Consider the following 19,005-nt stretch of genomic DNA (forward strand, 5'->3'; position numbering starts at 1 on the left):
AGAACATGAGCACGAGTTATGCACTGACGGAAACCGCGGCCTTCACCGTGACGCATGCGCGCCACATGGCGTCCAAAGTTGCGGCTGATCTCAAGCGTGTGCAGCGGTTCTATGGAGAGCCGAGCGACACGCGGATCGCGAACTACGAGACTGAACTCACCGAGCTTCTGAAGGCTGGGTTCCTGTCCGAAGTCACCTACGGCTACCAGCGGAGCGGCTCCTGGATCGAGCCGACGCTGCGCTACACCGCGCAGGACCTGCAGGGCATGGCGGCCAACGACGACGATCCGGGAAAGGTGCGCGCCGGTGCCGACGTGAGCAATGCCAGCTTTGGTTCGTTCCTGACATATTCCTCAGCTTACTTCACCGCGAGCGAGGCCACACGTGCCGCCGTGCATCGCTTGCTGCCCTTCTCGCGCGGCGATTCCGACAATCCCGGCGTGTCCGGCTACTTTTCCGCCGACCGCACCTATTCGGCCGGCGGACAAGCCCTCAACCGTCAGAGCGTTCGGAGCTGGTAATGAATATGAAGCCTACCCTTGATGACCTCTTTGAGCGCCGCTTGACCTTCCCAGATCCGCTTGCGCGCCAGCGGCTCGCCGCTCTCGTGGGGCTGGATGACCACAAGCAGCGTCTCATGAAAATTCTCGGCCTGCTGATCAATCCCGACGGCCTGAAGAAATGGGCTCAAGCCCATCACCCGCAACTCAACGGTTCGTTGAGCAGCATCCTGCGGCGGCCGCCGCTCGTGGTGCTCGCAGGGGACGTTGGCTCAGGCAAGACCGAACTTGCCGAGACGATTGGCGATGAGGTGGCGCGCCAGGAAAATATTGACGTGACTCTTTTTCCCCTCAGCCTTGCCACCCGAGGCCAAGGCCGCGTCGGCGAAATGACCCAGCTCATCTCCGCCGCGTTCGATCATACCGTAGCAGACGCTTCCAAGTTGAAGGCTGCAACCGGCAAGTCTCGGGGTGGCATCATCCTGCTTGTCGACGAAGCCGACGCGCTCGCGCAATCCCGTGAGGCCGCGCAAATGCATCACGAAGACCGCGCTGGGGTGAATGCATTCATCCGCGGAGTCGATCGCATCGGAAACGGCTCGCTGCCTGCTGCTGTGATCATGTGCACCAACCGGCTTGGCGCGCTTGATCCCGCTTTGCGGCGTCGCGCGGCGGATATCCTGCAATTCCAACGGCCAGACGACGCGCAGCGACGTGCACTTCTTGGCCGCCCGCTTGGCGAGCTCGGCTTCTCCGCGACGCAGATTGAACAAGTTGTGACGGCCACAGGACCGAAGACGGGCATGCCTTATGGGCACACGTTCTCGGACCTGACACAGCGACTGCTTCCCGCAATCATCCTGGACGCCTACCCGACGAAGGCCGTCACTCCCGCGCGCGCCATAGAGATCGCGAAGGCAGTGGTGCCTACGCCGCCATTTCAGGAGAAGTCGGCATGAGCGGCTGGTCGTTGACGGAGTTGTTGTCCGGGCTTCACGAAGAGATTCAGCAGAAGCTGGCGATTGCCCGGAAGTCGTTCGCGCACCCCGGAACAAAGGGCGATGCGAGCGAACAGGTCTGGCTGGATATGTTGCAAGCATACCTTCCGCAACGCTACCAGGCGGCGTCAGCTCACGTCGTCGACAGCCAAGGCAATTTCAGCGACCAGATCGATGTGGTGGTCTTCGACCGCCAGTACTCGCCCTTCATCTTTAAGTTTCAGGGACAAACCATAGTGCCCGCGGAAAGCGTATACGCTGCATTCGAAGCCAAGCAGGCCATCAACGCCGCGCAGGTCGAATATGCGCAAAAGAAAGTTGCGACCGTACGGCGGTTGCATCGTACAAGTCTTCCGATTCCTCATGCGGGCGGCACCTATCCAGCAAAGCAGCTCATTCCGATTCTCGGCGGCCTTCTCACTTTTGAGAGCGACTGGAATCCTGCCTTCGGCGAGCCACTCGAAAAAGCCCTCGGCGTTACCGATGAGATTGAACGCCTGAATATGGGCTGTGTAGCCGCACATGGACATTTCACGCTTGACGCAAGAGGCAACGCGTACACCTTCACGAAGGACGGACGGCCCGCGACCGCCTTTTTGTTCAACCTCATCTCGACTCTACAGTTCAGCGGCACGGTCCCGATGATCGACATCCAGGCGTACGCGCGCTGGTTGACTTAAACTCTCCATGGCTAGACCCTTCAATCACAACTAGCAGCAATATTACCTACACTAAGCGCGGGAACGCTTCATGATCGCGAAGATAAACGACGCGAAATTTCTCGCAACAATCAAATACAATCAGACGCAAGCCCTGATCGGTAAGTTCAAGGAAAGCTTTCCGAAGGAAACGGCCCAGATCAACTGTCTCGATCGCGTCGCCCTTATGACGCCCGAAAACATTCACGTGAACTCATTCATGTACGAACCCATTGTCGATATGTCGGACGAGCACCTGAAGCGCTTGTACGAGGACGTAAAGAAGCTCAAATGAGCTCTACGGTGATTATTGAGAGGACCAGTCACCGACTAGACGCGGTCGGGAGAGGTGGTCGCACAAGCTCTCCGCGAGGGGATTTGCGCAACTCGACGACGTCAAGGATCTACCGGGGATGGTCCGGGCCCCGTTTAGTTCGACATGTTGGTGTCAAGGAGCGCCAGAAGTGAGCGCACCACTACTAGTCGCCGACGTCCGATCGTTGTCGTGACGATACGCCCAGTTCCTATCAACTCGTAGAGCTTCGTGCGCCCCAAGCCGGTCACTTCACATGCATCGTCCATCGTGCAGGTGAGCCGCTGGGTGAATGGCATCGTGCTCGGTAATGTGGCTTTCGGAGCGGATAGATCGGCTTGCGACTGCTGTTCGCCAGTTTTTCTCTCGTCGATTGTATGTCACGTGGCCCTCCTATTCGCACGAAGCTCGACAAGGAAAAGAGTTGATTGTGCGATGAGCAACGTCAATGCGAGCATCCGAGGGCGCTCGCGTACGACAGCGCACGTCAGCGGCGGTTTGAATATTTCCGGACACCAAGGGCGGCGAGCAAATTTTTCGAGAATGCTCGAGCCACAGTGAGGTACCGCGCCGAGGCCAGTCTGCGAATGTCGGGAGCGAATTCCGCAAGCGTTCGCCGCTGTTCACCAGCGTCTTATTCAACCATTATTCGACGAACGCGGCTGGCGGCTGCCTAAGTGTCTGAGTTTGCTGGCGCTCCCTAGGGGAATCGAACCCCTGTTTCAGCCTTGAGAGGGCCGCGTCCTAACCGCTAGACGAAGGGAGCGTGAGGGCTAGCCAATAGCCTCGAAATTTGTCCGCCGCAAGGACCCCGGCGGGCCTTTTACGGCTCATTGGCGAATTTCAGCCGTCCGGCAGGCTTCAGGGTATGGGCGTCGAAGGTCCGGATCTCGATCACCCCGCCGAGATCCAGCGTGACCACGAGGCGGTCGCCGGCAACCCCGGTCGAGACGATCCTGGCGCCCTTGGGCAGGGTGGCGGTGACGTCGCCGGCCGCCTCGGGCGCCCTTCCCTCCGACTTGAAAAGGCGGTAGCCCACCGCAATCAGCACGGCGCAGATCGCCAGCGCCGTGGTCAACCCCGCGATCAGCATCATCCGCCGCACCCGCGCGAACAGCGCGGCCTGCTCGGGGGTCGGTTCGGGAACAGCGGTGTCAGACGTCGTCATGGAAAGCCCGGGTTCAGCGCAGAGGTTAGAGGTCGTGGTCGCCGGCGACGAAGGTTCGGCCCGGCTCGACCGCGTGCTGGCGGCGCGGCTGCCGGAGCTGTCGCGATCAAGACTCAAGACCCTGATCCTGGCGGGCGCGGTGAGCCTGAAGGCGGCCCCGGTCCGCGACCCCGCTTATCACGTCGCATCCGGCGATACGATCACAATCGACGTGCCGGAGGCAGCGCCCGCCGAGCCCAAGGGCGAGCAGATCGCCCTCGACATCGTGTTCGAGGACGACGACATCGTCGTGATCAACAAGCCGAAGGGACTGGTGGTGCATCCTGCCGCCGGCCACGAAACCGGCACGCTGGTCAACGCCCTGATCGCCCATTGCGGCGCCTCGCTGTCGGGCATCGGCGGGGTGCGCCGGCCCGGCATCGTGCACCGGCTCGACAAGGACACCACCGGGCTGATGGTGGTCGCCAAGAACGACATGGCCCACGCCTCGCTGTCCGCCCAGTTCGCCGATCACGGCCGCACCGGCGAGATGCGGCGCGGCTACATGGCCTTTGCCTGGGGCGTGCCCGGCCGGCACCGCGGCACCGTGGATGCGCCGATCGACCGCCATCCGTACGCGCGCGAGAAGATGGCGGTGCGCCAGGGAGGGCGCGAGGCGGTGACGCATTGGGAGATCCTGGAGAGCTTTGCCGGGCGCGACGGCAAGCCCGTGGCCTCGCTGCTCGCCTGCGAGCTCGAGACCGGTCGCACCCACCAGATCCGCGTCCACCTCGCCCATATCGGCCATCCCCTGATGGGCGATGCGGTCTATGGCCCGCATTTCAAGACCAAGGCGAACCAGCTCGGTCCCGAATCGCAGGCCGCCCTCGCCGCGCTCGGACGGCAGGCCCTACATGCTTACCTTCTCGTATTGGAGCACCCGAGGAGCGGAGAATTACTGCACTGGGAGGCGGCTCTACCAGAGGATTTGCTTCTCCTGCAAAGCACTCTGAAAGCGGCGCTATGACGCAGCCCTTTTAAGAAAGGCGTTACATTACAAAAAGTTATAGCGGCCACACGGGGACGTGACGTCAGCAATCCTTCCCTTTTTGCCCCCCGATGGAGTATATTGCGCTTGCGTTGGAATGACCGACGCGGAACATCGCAGCCCGACCGGCTTTGACACAGCGGTCGTCTGCCTGGCCCGCCGCTATCGGGGGCCTGAACCTTTGGAGGGCGCACCATGGCCCGTACCGCTGCTTTGCCGGTCCTCAATGGAGAATCCGGCCTATCTCGCTACCTCGCCGAGATCCGCAAATTCCCGATGCTGGAACCCCAGCAGGAATACATGCTCGCCAAGCGTTGGCGCGAGCATGACGATCGCGACGCGGCGCACCAACTCGTCACCAGCCATCTCCGGCTCGTCGCCAAGATCGCCATGGGCTATCGCGGCTACGGCTTGCCGATCTCCGAGGTCGTCTCGGAAGGCAATGTCGGCCTGATGCAGGCGGTGAAGCGTTTCGAACCCGAGAAGGGGTTCCGTCTCGCCACCTACGCCATGTGGTGGATCAAGGCGTCGATTCAAGAGTACATCCTGCGTTCCTGGTCGCTCGTGAAGATGGGCACCACCGCGAACCAGAAGAAGCTGTTCTTCAACCTGCGCAAGGCGAAGAGCAAGATCAACGCGCTGGACGAAGGCGATCTGCGCCCCGACCAGGTGAAGGTCATTGCCAAGCGCCTCGGCGTCACCGATCAGGACGTGATCGACATGAACCGCCGCCTCGGCGGCGACGCGTCGCTCAACGCGCCGATCCGCGACGACGGCGAGGCCGGCGAATGGCAGGACTGGCTGGTCGACAACACGCCCAACCAGGAAGCCATGATGGCGGAGCACGAGGAGTATGATCATCGCCGTGAGGCGCTGAATGGCGCCATGGGCGTGCTCAACCCGCGCGAACGCCGCATCTTCGAGGCCCGCCGCCTCGCCGATGAGCCGATGACGCTGGAAGACCTTGCCGCCGAGTTCGGCGTGTCGCGCGAGCGCGTCCGCCAGATCGAGGTCCGCGCCTTCGAGAAGGTGCAGTCCGCGGTCAAGGGCACGATCGCAAAGGCCGAACAGGCCGCGCTGGAAGCCGCGCACTGAGCGGGGCTTCGGCCGCGAAGAGAGATTGGCGGATCGAAAGAGACAGAAAGCCGGCGGTGACGCCGGCTTTTTTGTTTGTGGCGTGAGCATCGTTTGGACGCGAAGCCAGCCCACCCTCGCTGTTATGCTCCGGCTTGACCGGGGCATCGAGTACTCCGCGGCCCGCGTGGCGGTCGGCGGATCACGTTGGCGCGTGAAACTGCCACCCCGGTCCACATCCGTCCGCCGTCATGGAACCGGCCTGCCTTGAACCCGCGCTGCCAATCGACCGACCTAGAATGATCGGACCGATAGCAGCGAGTGAACAAGCGCCGTGTCGATCATCCTGCAATCCACCGTCGGCGGCTTCTCGGCCGAGTTCATGCGCAAGTTGCCGCTGGTCGAGCAGGCGATGCGCGAGCACGGCCTCGAGCCGTCGGAGTTCGTGATCTCGAAGGATTATGCCGGCACGGCGACGATCCCGCTGATGGGCCCGTTCTTCTACAGCTACAGCGTGTTCTTCGGCGAGGAATCGTTCACCGTCACCGAGCCGAACGACATGGTGTTCCTGGACTACTTCTTCAAGCGCGTGCTGGCCGCGGACGCGCCGCCGGAAGTGCCGCGCCGGCCGGGACTGATGACGCGGCTGTTCGGCTGGATGTCGCAGCCGGTGTGAGCGCCGCCGTCATTCCGGGGCGCGCCTGTTGGCGCGAACCCGGAATCCATCAGGCCGCGGAGTTGGTGGATGAATGGATTCTCAGGTGCGCAATCGCGCACCGAAGCTCGCGACTTCGTCGCGCCCCGGAATGACGCCCGCTGTCTACTCCCCCCACATCCGCGCCAGGGTCGCGAGCCAGCAGCCTTCGCAATAGCGCGCGTCCTTGTAGTCGATCCAGTTGTGGGCGTAGACGCGATCGAGGGGGATGTCGTAGCGCGCGCGCAGCACCTTCACGAGGATCTTCCACGCCGCGACCTGCGCTTCGGTCGGGCCTGCGGCGACGTCGGGATAATTGCCGGCGAACTCGACGCCGATCGAATTGTCGCGCACCACCTGGCGGTAGGTCGGGCCGTTGTCGATGTACTTGTTGTCGTTGCGGTTGGCGCCGTCGCCGTGGGTCGGCACCAGATTTTCGGCGACTGCCCAATAGACCGTGCCGTCGGTCTCGACCCACAGCGTGACGCCGCGGCGGGTCGGGGCCTTGGCCTGCGCCAGCGCGCCGCCGCGCGCCGAGCCCGCCGGCCCCTCGGTCTGGTGCACGATGATGTTGCGCCAGGGTCTTGCGTCGCGGACCTCACCCCACGGCGCCAGCCAGACCATCTTCAGGCCGGGAATCTCGGGCGTGCCGGAGGCGCGCGCGAGCCTTGTCAGTTCGGCGTCCTCAGCGACGGCGGGGAAAATCAGGCAGAGAGCGGCGAGAGCGGCCGCGAGCAGGCGGGCAATCATCATGCGGGGTCCAACGGCGGCCGCAATCTAGCATGGCCTCAGGCGAAATAGTGCGAGGCCTCGCGCGAGCCGGTCGGTTCGGGCGACAGCGGCGGCGCCGGATCGTAGACGGCAAAGTCGTTCTTGCCGTTCTTCTTGGCGGCGTAGAGGGCGTGGTCGGCATTGGCCATCAGGCGGTCCGGGAACGCGCCGATGCCGTGATCCCATTGCGCGACGCCGATCGAGATCGCGATCGGGATGTCGTTGCCGGTGCAGGTCTCGGCATCCTGACGGCAGACCTCGAGCACGCGGCGGGCGATCATTGCGGCCTCGCGCAGGGACGAGGACGGCAGCACGACGCAGAACTCGTCGCCGCCGGTGCGGGCGAGCATGTCGCCGGGCCGCAGCCGCGTCTGCGCCATCAGGGTGAAGTGCTTCAGGCAGGCATCGCCGGCGGCATGGCCGTGGGTGTCGTTGATGGTCTTGAAGCCGTCGAGATCGATCACCAGCAGCGAGAACGGCTGATGGCTGCGCTCGGAGCGGGCGCATTCCTCGGTCAGGCGTTGCAACAGATGCCGCCGGTTGGCGACGCCGGTGAGGTCGTCGAGCAGCGCGAGGTCGGCGACTTCGTTGCGCAGCCGCTCGATCGCCATCAGCAGGCAGGCGAAATTCCAGCCCATGGCCAGAAACACCAGCAGCAGGATCATGATGGACTGCAAGCCGTTGAAGTTGATCGCCGTGATGGCGCCACCATAGCCGAGCAGCGCCGCGCCGGAGCGGACGGCGTGAATCGACAGCAGCAGAAATCCCACGATCGCCGCGAGCCGGGCGCCGGGGTTCTCCCGGCCGCTCTGCTCGCCGATCAGCAGCGGCAGCGTCAGCAGGATCGGGGTCGACTGGGCCAGCGAGTAGATCACGACCCGCATCGGCATGTTGTCGACGACGACCAGGAAGAACGCGAGCCCGGCGGTCGCGAGCAGCGAATTGACGATGGCGGCCGGCCAGGACACCGGCCGGTGATAGAACCGCGCCACACCCATGCAGGCGAGCCAGGACGAAAAGATCATGATGCCGCCGCCGCCGATCAGCGGGAAGCGCGGGTCCATCACGTCGCGCAGCATCGAGATCGCCGCGCCAGATGCGGCCAGAAACGCGGCCGCCGTCCAGTACCGCGCCGCCTCGAATTTGGGATAGGCGCGCGCCACATAGGCCCAGACCATGCCCAGCGCCAGGAAGTTGATGACGATAACGGTCCAGAGTGTCGGCACGCTCAGCATGGCGACTGCGGGACGCGCATGGTCCCGCCCTCTTCGTTTGGCAAACGTCCGTACATTACCCCGCCCCCGTGTTCTTGCGGAGGATCATGCGCGCGACGCGCTTAATGGAGTCTCACCGCAATCGCGCAAACTCCGGCGTTGGTTTTGGATTGATGAATCCCGAAAGCGGCCTCCGGCATCGTTAATCGAGCCCTGCCGCGGACGCGCGGGCCGCGCCGCGGCGGGGGCGTGAAGCGGATTCGCGCGGCAAAATCACCTGAAAATGCATCTGAGCTGTGGATAACGCGATGACATCGATGTGACAGCGCGGGGCAGAGACCTGCGAATCTGCTGAGTTTGCGCCTGAGGATGTTGCGAGGCTGGCCCTCCGCCGAGCATCCCTCGTGTCGCGTTTCACCATTAACCCTTAAGAGGATCCTATGGCTAAGAAAGCGAAGAAGGCGACGAAGAAGAAGGCGAAGAAGGCCAAGAAGGCGAAGAAGAAGTAACGAGGCTTGTTCTTTGCCCGGGTGGAGCCTCGCTCCGCCCGGGCGTCGGGTCGGGGATTGAGGATGTGGCGGGCAACAGGCCCGCTTTTTTATTGGCTGGTGAAGACTACCGCTCCGCAAACGCCAGCTTGGCGCCGAGTGCGGCAAAGCCGGCGGCGAAGCTGCGGCGCAGCCAGGCCATGACGCGCGGGCGCGAGATGACGCGCTCGCGCACCGAGGCGGCGCAGAGGCCGTAGACGGCGAACACCGCGAAGGTCATCGCCATGAAGGCGCCGCTCAATTGCAGCATGCGCGCCAGCACATGGGTCTCGTCCGCGGCGATGAACTGCGGCAGGAAGGCGAGGAAGAAGATCGACAGTTTGGGATTGAGGATGTTGATCAGGAAGCCGGTGACGATGACGCGGCCGCTGGAGCGCTCGCCGATATTGCCCTCGACCGAAAGCGCCCCGCTCTCGCGCAGCGCCTGCCAGGACATGTAGAGCAGATAGGCGACGCCGCCCCATTTCAGCGCGGCGAAGGCGAGCGCGCTGGTGTGGAGCACGGCGGCGAGCCCCAGCATCGCGGCACACATATGCGGCACGATCCCGAGGGTGCAACCGAAGGCGGCGGCAAGGCTGGCGTGCGAGCCGCGCGTCAGCGCCACAGCCAGCGTGTAGAGCACGCCGGTGCCGGGCGAGGCGACGACGATGAGCGAGGTGAGCAGGAAGGACCAGGACATGGCCGAACCATAGCAGCCCGCCTCGCGACGCGGAAGCGAGGTCTCGACCTCAAGAACACGAGTTGAGAACCGTCCTGTTCCACCAACAAGACAACTTGAGACCGTCACCCTGAGGTGCGCGTTCTGCTGCGCGCAGCGCTGCAGAGCAAGCCTCGAAGGACGACGGCCCGGCTGCATCGGTGGCCGTGCATCCTTCGAAGCTTGCGCCACGACGCTATCGCGCCGCGGCGCGCGCGCCTCAGGATGACGGATCGAGGAGGATCAGGACAGCTGTGCGAGCTCGGCTTCGCGCAGCACATCGAGCGGCGCCCAGGGTTTTGCCCAGAACTTCGCACCCTGGGGCAAGGGCTGCATCAGCGGGCGGCCGGAGGTGACGACGACGTCGAGCCTGGGATTGCGATCCTTGGCGACATGGGCAAGCTCGACCCCATTCATGCGGCCGGCGAGCTGCACGTCGGTCATCATCAGGCAGAGCGCGCCGGCGCTCTTCTCGAGCACGCGCTCGGCGGCCTCGGCGCTCTCGCACTGGATCACCTGATAGCCGCTCTCTTCCAGCAGGAGACACAACATCTCGCGCTGCATGACGTCGTCCTCCACGATCAGCGCGGTAGCTCGGAATGGTTGCGCTTGTCCCATCGGCGTCTCCAATGCTCGCTTGCGTAACGTATGTTAAGGAGCAAATTCGCGTGGAGTTCGGTTCCATTATGAAAAAATGTAAAGCATAGTTCCATCTGCGGGGGAATCGGACGGGGGAACACCATGACAGCGATTCGCGGCGCCGCCGCCATCACGGGAGCGGCCAGCGGCATCGGCCGGGCGCTGGCCATCGAGCTTGCGCGGCGCGGCTGCGATCTCGCGCTCGCCGATCGCGACGAGGCCGGGCTGAAGACGCTGGCGGCAGAGATTGGATCGACCCGCAAGGTCAGCGTGCATCGCGTCGACGTCGGCGAAGCGGCCGACATCGCGCAATTCGCGGCCGAGGCGATTTCCGCGCATCCGGAGCTCGGCATCCTCGTCAACAATGCCGGCGTGGCGCTGATGGGCTCGTTCGAGGAGATCGACCAGGCGCAGATGGACTGGCTGTTCGACATCAATTTCTGGGGCGTGGTGCACGGCACGCGCGCCTTCCTGCCGCATCTGAAGACGAGGAGCGAAGCGCATATCGTCAACCTGTCCTCGATCTTCGGCATCATCGCCCCGCCCGGACAATCGGCTTATGCGGCGGCGAAATTCGCGGTGCGCGGCTTTTCCGAGAGCGTGCGACACGAGCTCAGCGTCGCGGGCAGCCCGGTCCGGCTGTCGGTCGTGCATCCCGGCGGCGTCGCCACCGCGATCGCGCGCAATTCCCGCACCGGAATCGGCGTCACCGACAATGCCCGCCGCGCGCAGTCGATCGAGCGGTTCGAGAACGCGGCCAAGACCACGCCGAAGGACGCCGCGCTGCGCATCATCAAGGGCATCGAAAGGAACGAGCCGCGCATCCTGATCGGCAACGACGCCCGCTTCATGGACCTGCTGCAGCGCTTCCGCCCGGGCACCTATTGGGCGCCGCTGCAACGGAAGCTGGAGAAGATGGCGAAGGGAACGTAAGTCGGGGCAGGCGATGTCTCTCCACAGTCATTGCGAGGAGCGTAGCGACGAAGCAATCCAGACTGTCGCCGCGGAAAGACGCTGGATTGCTTCGCTGCGCTCGCAATGACGGGTGGTTGGCAAAGTCGCTCGTCCGCGCTCGTAGCCGTAGGGTGGGCAAAGGCGCAAAGCGCCGTGCCCACGATCTCTTGCCTCCGACGGAGGTGATGGGCACGCTGCGCTTTGCCCACCCTACGCATTCAGCGTTCCTACTGCCCCGCCAGGCGATCCGCGAAATAGCCGATGGTCTTGCGATACACCACCGCCCTGTTCCACTCGCGCATCGCCTCGAAGTTGGGCGTGCCCTCGCCGTAGGGCTGGCCCATCTTGAAGCCGCTCGTGTGCAGCAGGTTCGCGGTCGAGGCGAGCACGTCGGGGATGCTGTGCCGGAGGTCGACATGGCCATCGCCGTCGAAATCGACGCCGTACTTGATGTAGGACGACGGCAGGAACTGGGTCTGGCCGATCTCCCCGGCAAAGGCGCCGATGAGGTCGCGCAGCGGCAGGTCTCCGCGCTGCACGATCTTGAGGGCGGCGAGCAGCTCGCCCTGGAACAGATCGGTGCGGCGGCAATCATGCGCCAGCGTCGCCAGCGTGCGGACCACCGGCATCTTGCCGATGTCGCCCTTGCCGAAATCGCTCTCCAGGCCCCAGATCGCGACCAGGATGTACCTGGGCACGCCGAACTTCTGCTCGATGCGCGAGAGCAGCGCGGCGTGGCGCTGCAGCATCGCGCGGCCGCCATTGATGCGGCCCGGGCCGACGCGGGTCGAGACGTATTGCTCGAAGGTCTTGTTGAAGGTGTAGCGCTGGCGGCGGTCGAAGGCGAGCACCGCAGGGTCGGGGGCCACGCCACTGAGCGCCGAATTGGTGACGCTCGCCGAGACGCCGGCCGCCTGCGCCTCCTGGGCCATGGCGGCGACGAAGGTGTTGAAGTCGCCGCCGCAGCGCGCGGCCTGCGCCGAACCGCCGGCCAGACACAGCACCGACGCGGCGGCGAGAAGCGATCTCAGCATATGGAGCAATCCCCTAAAAAACTGGCGCGAAGCAGCGCGGATCATGCCCGGGAAAGAGGCAAGCGTCAAAACAGCAGGCTTGATCCGCGTCAAGCCGTCTCACTCCCTGCTTTCTAGATTGCCGTCAACAGGAGAACCGCAGGAGACTTACCCATGACCGGAATTACCCTGACCGCCGAGCAGATTCGCAATGCGCCCGCAGCGGTGCGGCAATGGATCGAGCAGGAGGTGATCTCTTCGCTCGGCCTTACGCCCCGCGCCCCCGTGACGATCCCGCCCCAGGCGTCCCATCTCGTCGCCTGCAGCGTGGAGGACGTCGCCGGCGTGCTCGAGCACGTCAGGGGCGTGCTGCCGGCGGTCAACGTGCTGCTCGAGCTCGGCCGTCCCGGCATCAGCTTCGGCCAGCCCGCGGTGATGACGTTCCGCCTGATGGACATCCTGCACCACACCCGCCTGCACGACGTCGGCGAGGTCATCACCTGCCTCGAGATGATCAACCAGGCGCTGGTCGAGGTGAAGAAGGATCCGTCGGTGCGGTTCTGCGGCTTCGACAACGAAGGCCATTGCCTGATCGCACCGCAGACGCAAGCGAGCATCGCCACGCTGTGGCAAAACATGATGGAACGCCAGCAGGCCGCGCAGCAGCACGCAGCCGCCGGCCGGGCTGCGCCGGCGGCGTGAGGGGAATGGTATCGCCGCACTTTGTCCCCGTCATTCCGGGGCGCGCGTAGCGCGAACCCGGAATCCATTCCTCCACCGCCTCTGCCGCCTGATGGATTCTCAGGTGCGCAATTGCGCACCATAGCTCGCGACTTCGTCACGCCCCGGAATGACGGATGAGAGAGTTGGCGCTATGATGCCGTTGCTTGCGCCGCGATCGCCGCTTTCAGCCAGCATGAAGCAATCAGCCATGTCCAACCCTCAGCCTCCTCACCGCTCCCTGCTCCGCATCCCCCTGTTCCGCCTGCTCGCCATCAACCTTGCGATCGGCGCCTGCGCCGCGGCGCTGCTCGTCGGCGGGCTGCTCTGGCTCAATCCCGGACGTCTGCGCGAGCTGATCTTCGCCGACAGCTCGCCCGGCGTCGCGCTGGGGCTGCTGCTGGCGTCCTTCCTCATCACCTTCGGCTCGGCCGCGATGGGCAGCGCCATCATGGCGCAGGGGCGGAAGGAAGACAGCGGCAAAGGCGGCGGGCACGGATCGCGGCTCGCCGTGCAGGAGGTGACGCGGCGCACGCGCACGCGATGAGAAGCGCGGCGCCATGCGAGCCGCTTCGTGCGTTCGATCACGTCATCTGCATGCAGTCGGGAGGACGTGCAGGCCAGCGCAACTTTCCGACAAGGACGCGGCCCACATGCGTGCGGCGCGAGGAACGCAAAGACGAACAAAGTGGCTTGACAATTCAAACAATTGCTTCGGTGCGGCGCCACATCACACATCGCCGCCAACGCATATCTGATGCGCTCGCTGCGACATCGCCGCCGCCATGATTCGCCTTGCCATCGCAGCGCGTCTTCTATAACATTCTATTTTAGGTTGTCGCCCCGCCAGCCCCGGGCGACACTGAAGAGCAAAATAAACGGCGGGCTTCGGCCCGCCGTTTATGAGGCGAACATTGGTGAGACAGGGTTCTCCGATGCATCGGGTCCGCGGCCACGGCTCCGCCGCCGCCCCCGAAAGGCGCGCAAAGTCATTTGACTATGGCGCCTCTATCGACGACAAGCCGCCATGGCCAAGAAACCCGGAACCAATCCCAAAGGCGAATTCGCCTTCTTCAACGTCGTCTATGAAGACGATTCCCAGCGCTCCAACCGCCGCGTGCCCGCAGAACTGCTCGGCGGCCTCGACGGCGACGAGCCCGCGCGCGGCTTCATCATGGAACAGGACCGCGAGATCGCGGAGAAGAGCGGCCGGCCGGCGCTGGAGATCAAGCGGCTGGAGCGGGTCGGGGCGAAGAAGAAGTAGGCGCGGCTGCTCCACGTCATTGCGAGCGCAGCGAAGTAAACCAGAAATGCCTCCGCGGAAAGACTCTGGATTGCTTCGCTACGCTCGCAATGACGGCAAAGCAAAAACGGCGGGCCAAGGCCCGTCGTTTTGCTTTCGATCGCTGCCTGCGATCAGTTATCCAAGAAGCTCCGCAGCTTCCGCGACCTCGACGGATGCTTCAGCTTCCGCAGCGCCTTTGCCTCGATCTGGCGGATACGCTCGCGCGTCACGCTGAACTGCTGTCCCACTTCTTCCAGCGTATGATCCGTGTTCATGCCGATGCCGAAGCGCATGCGCAGGACGCGTTCTTCGCGCGGGGTGAGCGAGGCCAGCACGCGCGTGGTGGTCTCGCGCAGGTTCGACTGGATCGCGGCGTCGATGGGCAGGATCGCGTTCTTGTCCTCGATGAAATCCCCGAGGTGTGAATCCTCTTCGTCACCGACCGGGGTTTCGAGCGAGAGCGGCTCTTTCGCGATCTTGAGGACCTTGCGGACCTTCTCGAGCGGCATGCCGAGCTTCTCGGCGAGCTCTTCCGGGGTCGGCTCGCGGCCGATCTCGTTGAGCATCTGCCGGCTCGTGCGCACGATCTTGTTGATCGTCTCGATCATGTGCACGGGGATGCGGATGGTGCGGGCCTGGTCGGCGATCGAGCGCGTGATCGCCTGCCGGATCCACCACGTGGCGTAGGTCGAGAACTTGTAGCCGCGGCGGTACTCGAACTTGTCGACCGCCTTCATCAGGCCGATGTTGCCTTCCTGGATCAGGTCGAGGAACTGGAGGCCGCGGTTGGTGTACTTCTTGGCGATCGAGATCACGAGACGGAGGTTGGCTTCCACCATCTCCTTCTTGGCCTGGCGTGCCTCGCGCTCGCCCTTCTGCACGGAGTGCACGATCTTGCGGAACTCGACGATCTCGAGGCCGGTCAGGGCTGCTAACTGATGCACCTCGTGACGGAGGTCCTTGATGCGGTCCTTCTCGTGATGGACGAAGTTCTTCCAGCCCTTCGCGGAGAGCTTCGAGACGCGGTTGAGCCAGCGCGGATCGAGCTCCGAGCCGGTGTAGTTGCGCAGGAAGTCCTCGCGCGCGACGCCGTGGCTGTCGGCAAGGCGCATCAATCGGCCCTCATGCGAGACGAGGCGCTTGTTGATGTCGTAGAGCTGCTCGACGAGTGAATCGATACGCGCCTGGTTGAGGCGCAGCGACTTCACCTCGACGATGATCTCGTCCTTCAGCTTCTTGTACTTGCGCTCCTGGTGCGGCGAGAGCGACTCGTTCTGGAGCTGGTTCTGGATGTCCTGCTCCTGAAGCTTGCGCAGCTTCTTGTAGCTGTCGGCGATCTTGTCGAAGATCTCGACCACTTTCGGCTTGAGCTCGGCCTCGATCGCCGCGAGCGACATCTGGTTCTCGAACTCGTCGTCGTCCATGTCGGACTCGGCGGCGGACTCGGCCGGATCCTTCTCCTCGGTTTCGGCGGCGCCGGGCGCAGCGGCGGCGCGGAACGGGGTCGGCGCCGGCGGCGCCGCCGGCGGGGCGACATGGGCGGGCGCGGCAGCGGAGGCGGCCTCACCGCCTTCGGCCGTGGCTTCGCCGTTCTCTCCGGTGGGACCTGATATCATCGCATTGTTCATGCCGGCCTTGGCGTCGGGGCCGGCATAGGTGGCTTCGAGATCGATGATGTCGCGGAGGAAGATCTTGCCTTCGTTGAGCTCGTCGCGCCAGATGATGATGGCCTGGAAGGTCAGCGGGCTTTCGCACAGCCCCGCGATCATCGCCTCGCGGCCGGCCTCGATGCGCTTGGCGATCGCGATTTCGCCTTCGCGGGAGAGCAGCTCGACCGTGCCCATCTCGCGCAGATACATGCGCACGGGATCGTCGGTGCGCTCGCCCGGCTCGCTCTTCTTGACCTCGGTGACGGCCTTCTGGGTGACCTCGACGAGCTCGTTGTCGGTCTCGTCCTCGCCCTCGTCCTTCTCTTCCTCGCCTTCGGTGTCGTCGGCTTCGGTGACGTTGATGCCCATGTCCGAGAGCATCGACATGATGTCCTCGATCTGTTCGGGCGAGGTCTGGTCCGACGGCAAGACTTCGTTGAGCTGATCGAAGGTCACGAAGCCGCGCTTCTTGGCCTGCTTGATCATCTTCTTCACGGCGGCGTCGGACAGGTCGAGCAAGGGCGACGGCGCGTCCTGGGAGTCCTTCTCCGGCGCGTCCGCTGCCTTGTCGTCTTTTTCCTTGTCCTTCGCCTGCAGCGTCTTTGCCTTGGTGGCCATCCATTGCTCCTAAACGCGCTTCATGCGAGGCGCTTGGCAGCGCCTGCCTGAATTCACATGAACCTGTTGCTCGACGCTCTCGCTTCGGCAGCTCTCGACACGGAAAGGGCGGCGCACATGTCTCTCGCCACCCCCAACTTTCTCTCGCCGGAATTGCCTAACGCTTCGTCAGCCTCTTTGTCGCAGCGGATGCAGGTGTAGTGCCAACAGCGATTGCGCGGATTCATTCCTGACGCGTCTGTTCTGCCTGCGGCCGCCTCTGGGCCAAAGTGCTACAAGACCGTTAAGCCTCGATTAACCCTGTTTTTGCCGCCAAACCCAAGATTTGGCGAGTCTTTTAGCGGTTCCGGCCCCGGCCGTCCGCATGATTCTTTTCATCACATGCTCTTCTGGAACCGACCCGACAGCTCGCCAAAACCCTCGATCAGGGCTTCGGTGCCGTCGACCTCGCCGATCCGAGCCTTGACGTCACGCAGCCATGCCAAATTGGCCTCGCTGGGGTCCTCCCCCAAGGCCAGCTCGGCGTCCTTCAGCTCTCTAAGTAGTGAATGCCATTGCCGATGCAAGGCAACCAGCTGGTGCCAGGTGGCAAGAACGTCGTCCCGCGCCGCGCCCTCGCGCGCGCCCCACACCGCCGCGGTGGTGATGCCGTTCTCAACCCTTTGAAGAACTTGTGAAAATCCACCCTTCGCGAGGTCCGACCGCATCTTCTCGGCCTGCTCCTCGGGGTCGGGCGAATGGTGATGGTCGTTGGCGAAGGCGGCGATGATGCCGGCCCTGAGCTTGTGGGCCTCGGGATGGGCCAGCTCCAGAGCCGCAACTTCCTCCAGGTGGTCGTGCAGCAGCCAGGGGTGGTTGATCAGGCATTGCAGGATCAGGGCCTCGCGGCGCGAGATGGCGCTGCGCTGGCCCTTCATGATCGGGCTGGCCGCCAGCTGGGGGCTGGCCGCCTGGTAGGGGCCAGACGGTAGCGGGGTGGGGGCGAACGCACCGCGGCCCCTTCCTCCGAAGCCCTGGCCCCCGAAGCCTTGGCCGCCGAATCGATTCGCCGCCCCGCCCCTGGGCTGGAATGGGCGGCCGCCACCTCCCTGGCCCTGGCGGAAATTGCCGCGGCCATTGAAGCCGCCCCGTCCGCCCTCGGGGGCGAAGGTGCGCTGCAGCCGCTCGACGAACTCGTCGCGGTAATAGCGCCGCACCACCTCGTCGCGGATGCCGTTGGTGAGCTCCCTGATGCGCGCCTCCAGCGCGGCGCGGCGCTCGGGCGTGGCGAAATTGCCGCCTTCGAGCTCGCGCGACCAGATCATGTCGGCGAGCGGGCGGGCCGCGCCGATCACCTCCTCGATCGCGCCGCGCCCACTGGTGCGCGCGAGATCGTCGGGGTCCTGGCCTTCCGGCAGCAGCGCGAAACGAAGACTCTTGCCGGGCGCGAGGAACGGCAAGGCAAGATCCGCAGCGCGATAGGCCGCCTTCTGGCCGGCGCGGTCGCCGTCGAAGCAGAGGATCGGCTCGTCCGCCATCTTCCAGAGCAGCGCGAGCTGGCTCTCGGTGAGCGCGGTGCCGAGCGGCGCGACGCTGCCGGCAAAACCCGCGGTGACCATGGCGATGACGTCGACATAGCCTTCGACCACGATCAGCGGCGCACCATCATGGGTGGCTTTGCGCGCGGTCTGGTGGTTGTAGAGGTTGTCGCCCTTGTGGAAGAGCGGCGTCTCCGGCGAGTTCAGATACTTGGCGGGAACGTCCTTCTCCAGCGCGCGCCCGCCGAAGGCGATGACGCGGCCGCGCAGATCCGTGATCGGAAACATCACGCGATCGCGGAAGCGGTCGTAAGGCACTGGAATGTCGTTGCCGGCGACCAGCAGGCCAGTCTCGACCATGTCGTCGACAGAGACGCCGAGCTTGCCGAGATGCTCCTTCAACGCGAAGCGATCCGGCGGGGCATAGCCGAGGCGGAACTGCAATTGCGTCGCCGGCGAGATGGCGCGGTCGGCGAGATAGCCGCGCGCCTTGGCACCCAGGCGCGAGGCCAGCGTCTCCGCGAAATAGGTCGCGGCGAGGTCCATGACGTCATGCAGCGTGCGGCGCCGCTGCTCCTGCCGGGCCGCATCCGGCGTCACCGCCGGCAGCGCCAGGCCGGCCATGCCGGCGAGCCGCTCCACAGCCTCCGCAAACGGAAGGCCGTCGGTCTCCATCACGAAGCTGATGATGTCGCCGTGCTTGCCGGAGGAGAAGTCGTGGTAGAAACCCTTCTGGTCGTTGACGTAGAAGGACGGCGTCTTCTCCTGTTGGAACGGCGACAGCCCCTTCCACTCCCGCCCCGCCTTCTTCAGCTTGACGCGCTTGCCCACGACTTCGGAGACCGAAAGCCGGGCCCGAAGCTCGTCGAGGAATTGAGGCGTGAAGCGCATGGGCTCTGTCTAGCGCA

General features: G+C 64.4%; 20 protein-coding genes and 1 tRNA gene. 11 read left to right on the forward strand and 10 right to left on the reverse strand.

The window, feature by feature from the left end; genetic code table 11:
* Positions 1-5: 5 nt before the first annotated feature.
* The 4 genes from WI560_RS27235 (at position 6) to WI560_RS27250 (ending at position 2,491) form a co-directional block, all read left to right on the forward strand.
* Positions 6-521, forward strand: coding sequence for a hypothetical protein (locus WI560_RS27235; RefSeq protein ID WP_375305673.1), 516 nt, complete (start codon positions 6-8; stop codon positions 519-521).
* Complete coding sequence (locus tag WI560_RS27240) at positions 521-1,459, forward strand: AAA family ATPase (RefSeq protein ID WP_375305674.1); 939 nt, start codon at positions 521-523, stop codon at positions 1,457-1,459. The genes WI560_RS27235 and WI560_RS27240 overlap by 1 nt, the downstream gene beginning before the upstream one ends.
* On the forward strand, positions 1,456-2,178 hold the full coding sequence (locus WI560_RS27245) for a DUF6602 domain-containing protein (RefSeq protein WP_375305675.1): 723 nt from the start codon (positions 1,456-1,458) through the stop codon (positions 2,176-2,178). Before WI560_RS27240 ends, WI560_RS27245 begins: the two co-directional genes overlap by 4 nt.
* Positions 2,179-2,248: 70 nt before the next feature.
* A complete protein-coding gene (locus tag WI560_RS27250) occupies positions 2,249-2,491 on the forward strand; it encodes a hypothetical protein (protein WP_375305676.1) in 243 nt (80 codons plus the stop codon).
* A 134-nt stretch (positions 2,492-2,625) separates the two neighbouring features.
* On the opposite strand, the gene WI560_RS27255 is transcribed toward WI560_RS27250, so the two are convergent.
* The 3 genes from WI560_RS27255 to WI560_RS27265 form a co-directional block, all read right to left on the reverse strand.
* Positions 2,626-2,808 (reverse strand): helix-turn-helix domain-containing protein, encoded by a 183-nt coding sequence (locus tag WI560_RS27255; protein WP_375305677.1) that lies wholly within the window; start codon positions 2,806-2,808, stop codon positions 2,626-2,628.
* 392 nt (positions 2,809-3,200) lie between these two features.
* Positions 3,201-3,275, reverse strand: a tRNA-Glu gene (locus tag WI560_RS27260).
* A gap of 57 nt (positions 3,276-3,332) precedes the next feature.
* A complete protein-coding gene (locus WI560_RS27265) occupies positions 3,333-3,677 on the reverse strand; it encodes a hypothetical protein (protein WP_028134502.1) in 345 nt (114 codons plus the stop codon).
* Between WI560_RS27265 and WI560_RS27270 the strand changes: the two genes are divergently transcribed.
* The 3 genes from WI560_RS27270 to WI560_RS27280 all read left to right on the forward strand — a co-directional run bounded on the left by WI560_RS27270 (position 3,676) and on the right by WI560_RS27280 (position 6,454).
* A complete protein-coding gene (locus WI560_RS27270) occupies positions 3,676-4,683 on the forward strand; it encodes an RluA family pseudouridine synthase (RefSeq protein WP_375308924.1) in 1,008 nt (335 codons plus the stop codon). The genes WI560_RS27265 and WI560_RS27270 overlap by 2 nt on opposite strands.
* Before the next feature lie 216 nt (positions 4,684-4,899).
* Positions 4,900-5,799: an RNA polymerase sigma factor RpoH gene (rpoH, locus tag WI560_RS27275; protein ID WP_375157158.1), complete on the forward strand. Its 900-nt coding sequence runs from the start codon at positions 4,900-4,902 to the stop codon at positions 5,797-5,799.
* Between the two features lie 313 nt (positions 5,800-6,112).
* Positions 6,113-6,454: a hypothetical protein gene (locus WI560_RS27280; RefSeq protein WP_375305678.1), complete on the forward strand. Its 342-nt coding sequence runs from the start codon at positions 6,113-6,115 to the stop codon at positions 6,452-6,454.
* Positions 6,455-6,598: 144 nt separating this feature from the next.
* Here WI560_RS27280 and WI560_RS27285 read toward each other — a convergent pair whose 3' ends face one another.
* The 4 genes from WI560_RS27285 to WI560_RS27300 all read right to left on the reverse strand — a co-directional run bounded on the left by WI560_RS27285 (position 6,599) and on the right by WI560_RS27300 (position 10,320).
* The gene (locus WI560_RS27285) at positions 6,599-7,225 is read right to left on the reverse strand and encodes an N-acetylmuramoyl-L-alanine amidase (RefSeq protein WP_375305679.1); all 627 of its coding nucleotides are present in this window, start codon (positions 7,223-7,225) and stop codon (positions 6,599-6,601) included.
* A 35-nt stretch (positions 7,226-7,260) separates the two neighbouring features.
* Entirely contained in the window at positions 7,261-8,478 is a 1,218-nt protein-coding gene (locus WI560_RS27290) for a GGDEF domain-containing protein (RefSeq protein WP_375305680.1), read from the reverse strand.
* 594 nt (positions 8,479-9,072) lie between these two features.
* Positions 9,073-9,684, reverse strand: coding sequence for a LysE family translocator (locus tag WI560_RS27295; protein WP_375305681.1), 612 nt, complete (start codon positions 9,682-9,684; stop codon positions 9,073-9,075).
* Positions 9,685-9,945: 261 nt separating this feature from the next.
* Positions 9,946-10,320: a response regulator gene (locus tag WI560_RS27300; protein ID WP_375305682.1), complete on the reverse strand. Its 375-nt coding sequence runs from the start codon at positions 10,318-10,320 to the stop codon at positions 9,946-9,948.
* 123 nt (positions 10,321-10,443) lie between these two features.
* Here WI560_RS27300 and WI560_RS27305 point away from each other — a divergent pair, with 123 nt between their 5' ends.
* Positions 10,444-11,274 carry an SDR family NAD(P)-dependent oxidoreductase gene (locus WI560_RS27305; RefSeq protein WP_375305683.1) on the forward strand — a complete coding sequence of 277 codons (831 nt, stop codon included), beginning with the start codon at positions 10,444-10,446 and terminating at the stop codon, positions 11,272-11,274.
* A 248-nt stretch (positions 11,275-11,522) separates the two neighbouring features.
* Here WI560_RS27305 and WI560_RS27310 read toward each other — a convergent pair whose 3' ends face one another.
* A complete protein-coding gene (locus WI560_RS27310) occupies positions 11,523-12,329 on the reverse strand; it encodes a lytic transglycosylase domain-containing protein (protein ID WP_375305684.1) in 807 nt (268 codons plus the stop codon).
* Between the two features lie 153 nt (positions 12,330-12,482).
* Between WI560_RS27310 and WI560_RS27315 the strand changes: the two genes are divergently transcribed.
* From WI560_RS27315 to WI560_RS27325, 3 genes are all read left to right on the forward strand, one after another.
* Positions 12,483-13,010: a hypothetical protein gene (locus WI560_RS27315; protein ID WP_375305685.1), complete on the forward strand. Its 528-nt coding sequence runs from the start codon at positions 12,483-12,485 to the stop codon at positions 13,008-13,010.
* Positions 13,011-13,239: 229 nt separating this feature from the next.
* A complete protein-coding gene (locus WI560_RS27320; protein WP_375305686.1) occupies positions 13,240-13,575 on the forward strand; it encodes a hypothetical protein in 336 nt (111 codons plus the stop codon).
* A 480-nt stretch (positions 13,576-14,055) separates the two neighbouring features.
* Positions 14,056-14,292, forward strand: coding sequence for a hypothetical protein (locus tag WI560_RS27325; RefSeq protein WP_028134491.1), 237 nt, complete (start codon positions 14,056-14,058; stop codon positions 14,290-14,292).
* Between the two features lie 152 nt (positions 14,293-14,444).
* Here WI560_RS27325 and rpoD read toward each other — a convergent pair whose 3' ends face one another.
* The gene (gene rpoD, locus WI560_RS27330) at positions 14,445-16,580 is read right to left on the reverse strand and encodes an RNA polymerase sigma factor RpoD (RefSeq protein ID WP_375305687.1); all 2,136 of its coding nucleotides are present in this window, start codon (positions 16,578-16,580) and stop codon (positions 14,445-14,447) included.
* A 377-nt stretch (positions 16,581-16,957) separates the two neighbouring features.
* Positions 16,958-18,988, reverse strand: a complete 2,031-nt coding sequence (dnaG, locus tag WI560_RS27335) for a DNA primase (protein ID WP_375305688.1) — start codon at positions 18,986-18,988, stop codon at positions 16,958-16,960.
* Positions 18,989-19,005 lie beyond the last annotated feature (17 nt).

Origin of the sequence: Bradyrhizobium sp. A11 (assembly GCF_042077125.1) — a bacterium.
Taxonomy (GTDB): Bacteria; Pseudomonadota; Alphaproteobacteria; order Rhizobiales; family Xanthobacteraceae; genus Bradyrhizobium; species Bradyrhizobium japonicum_B.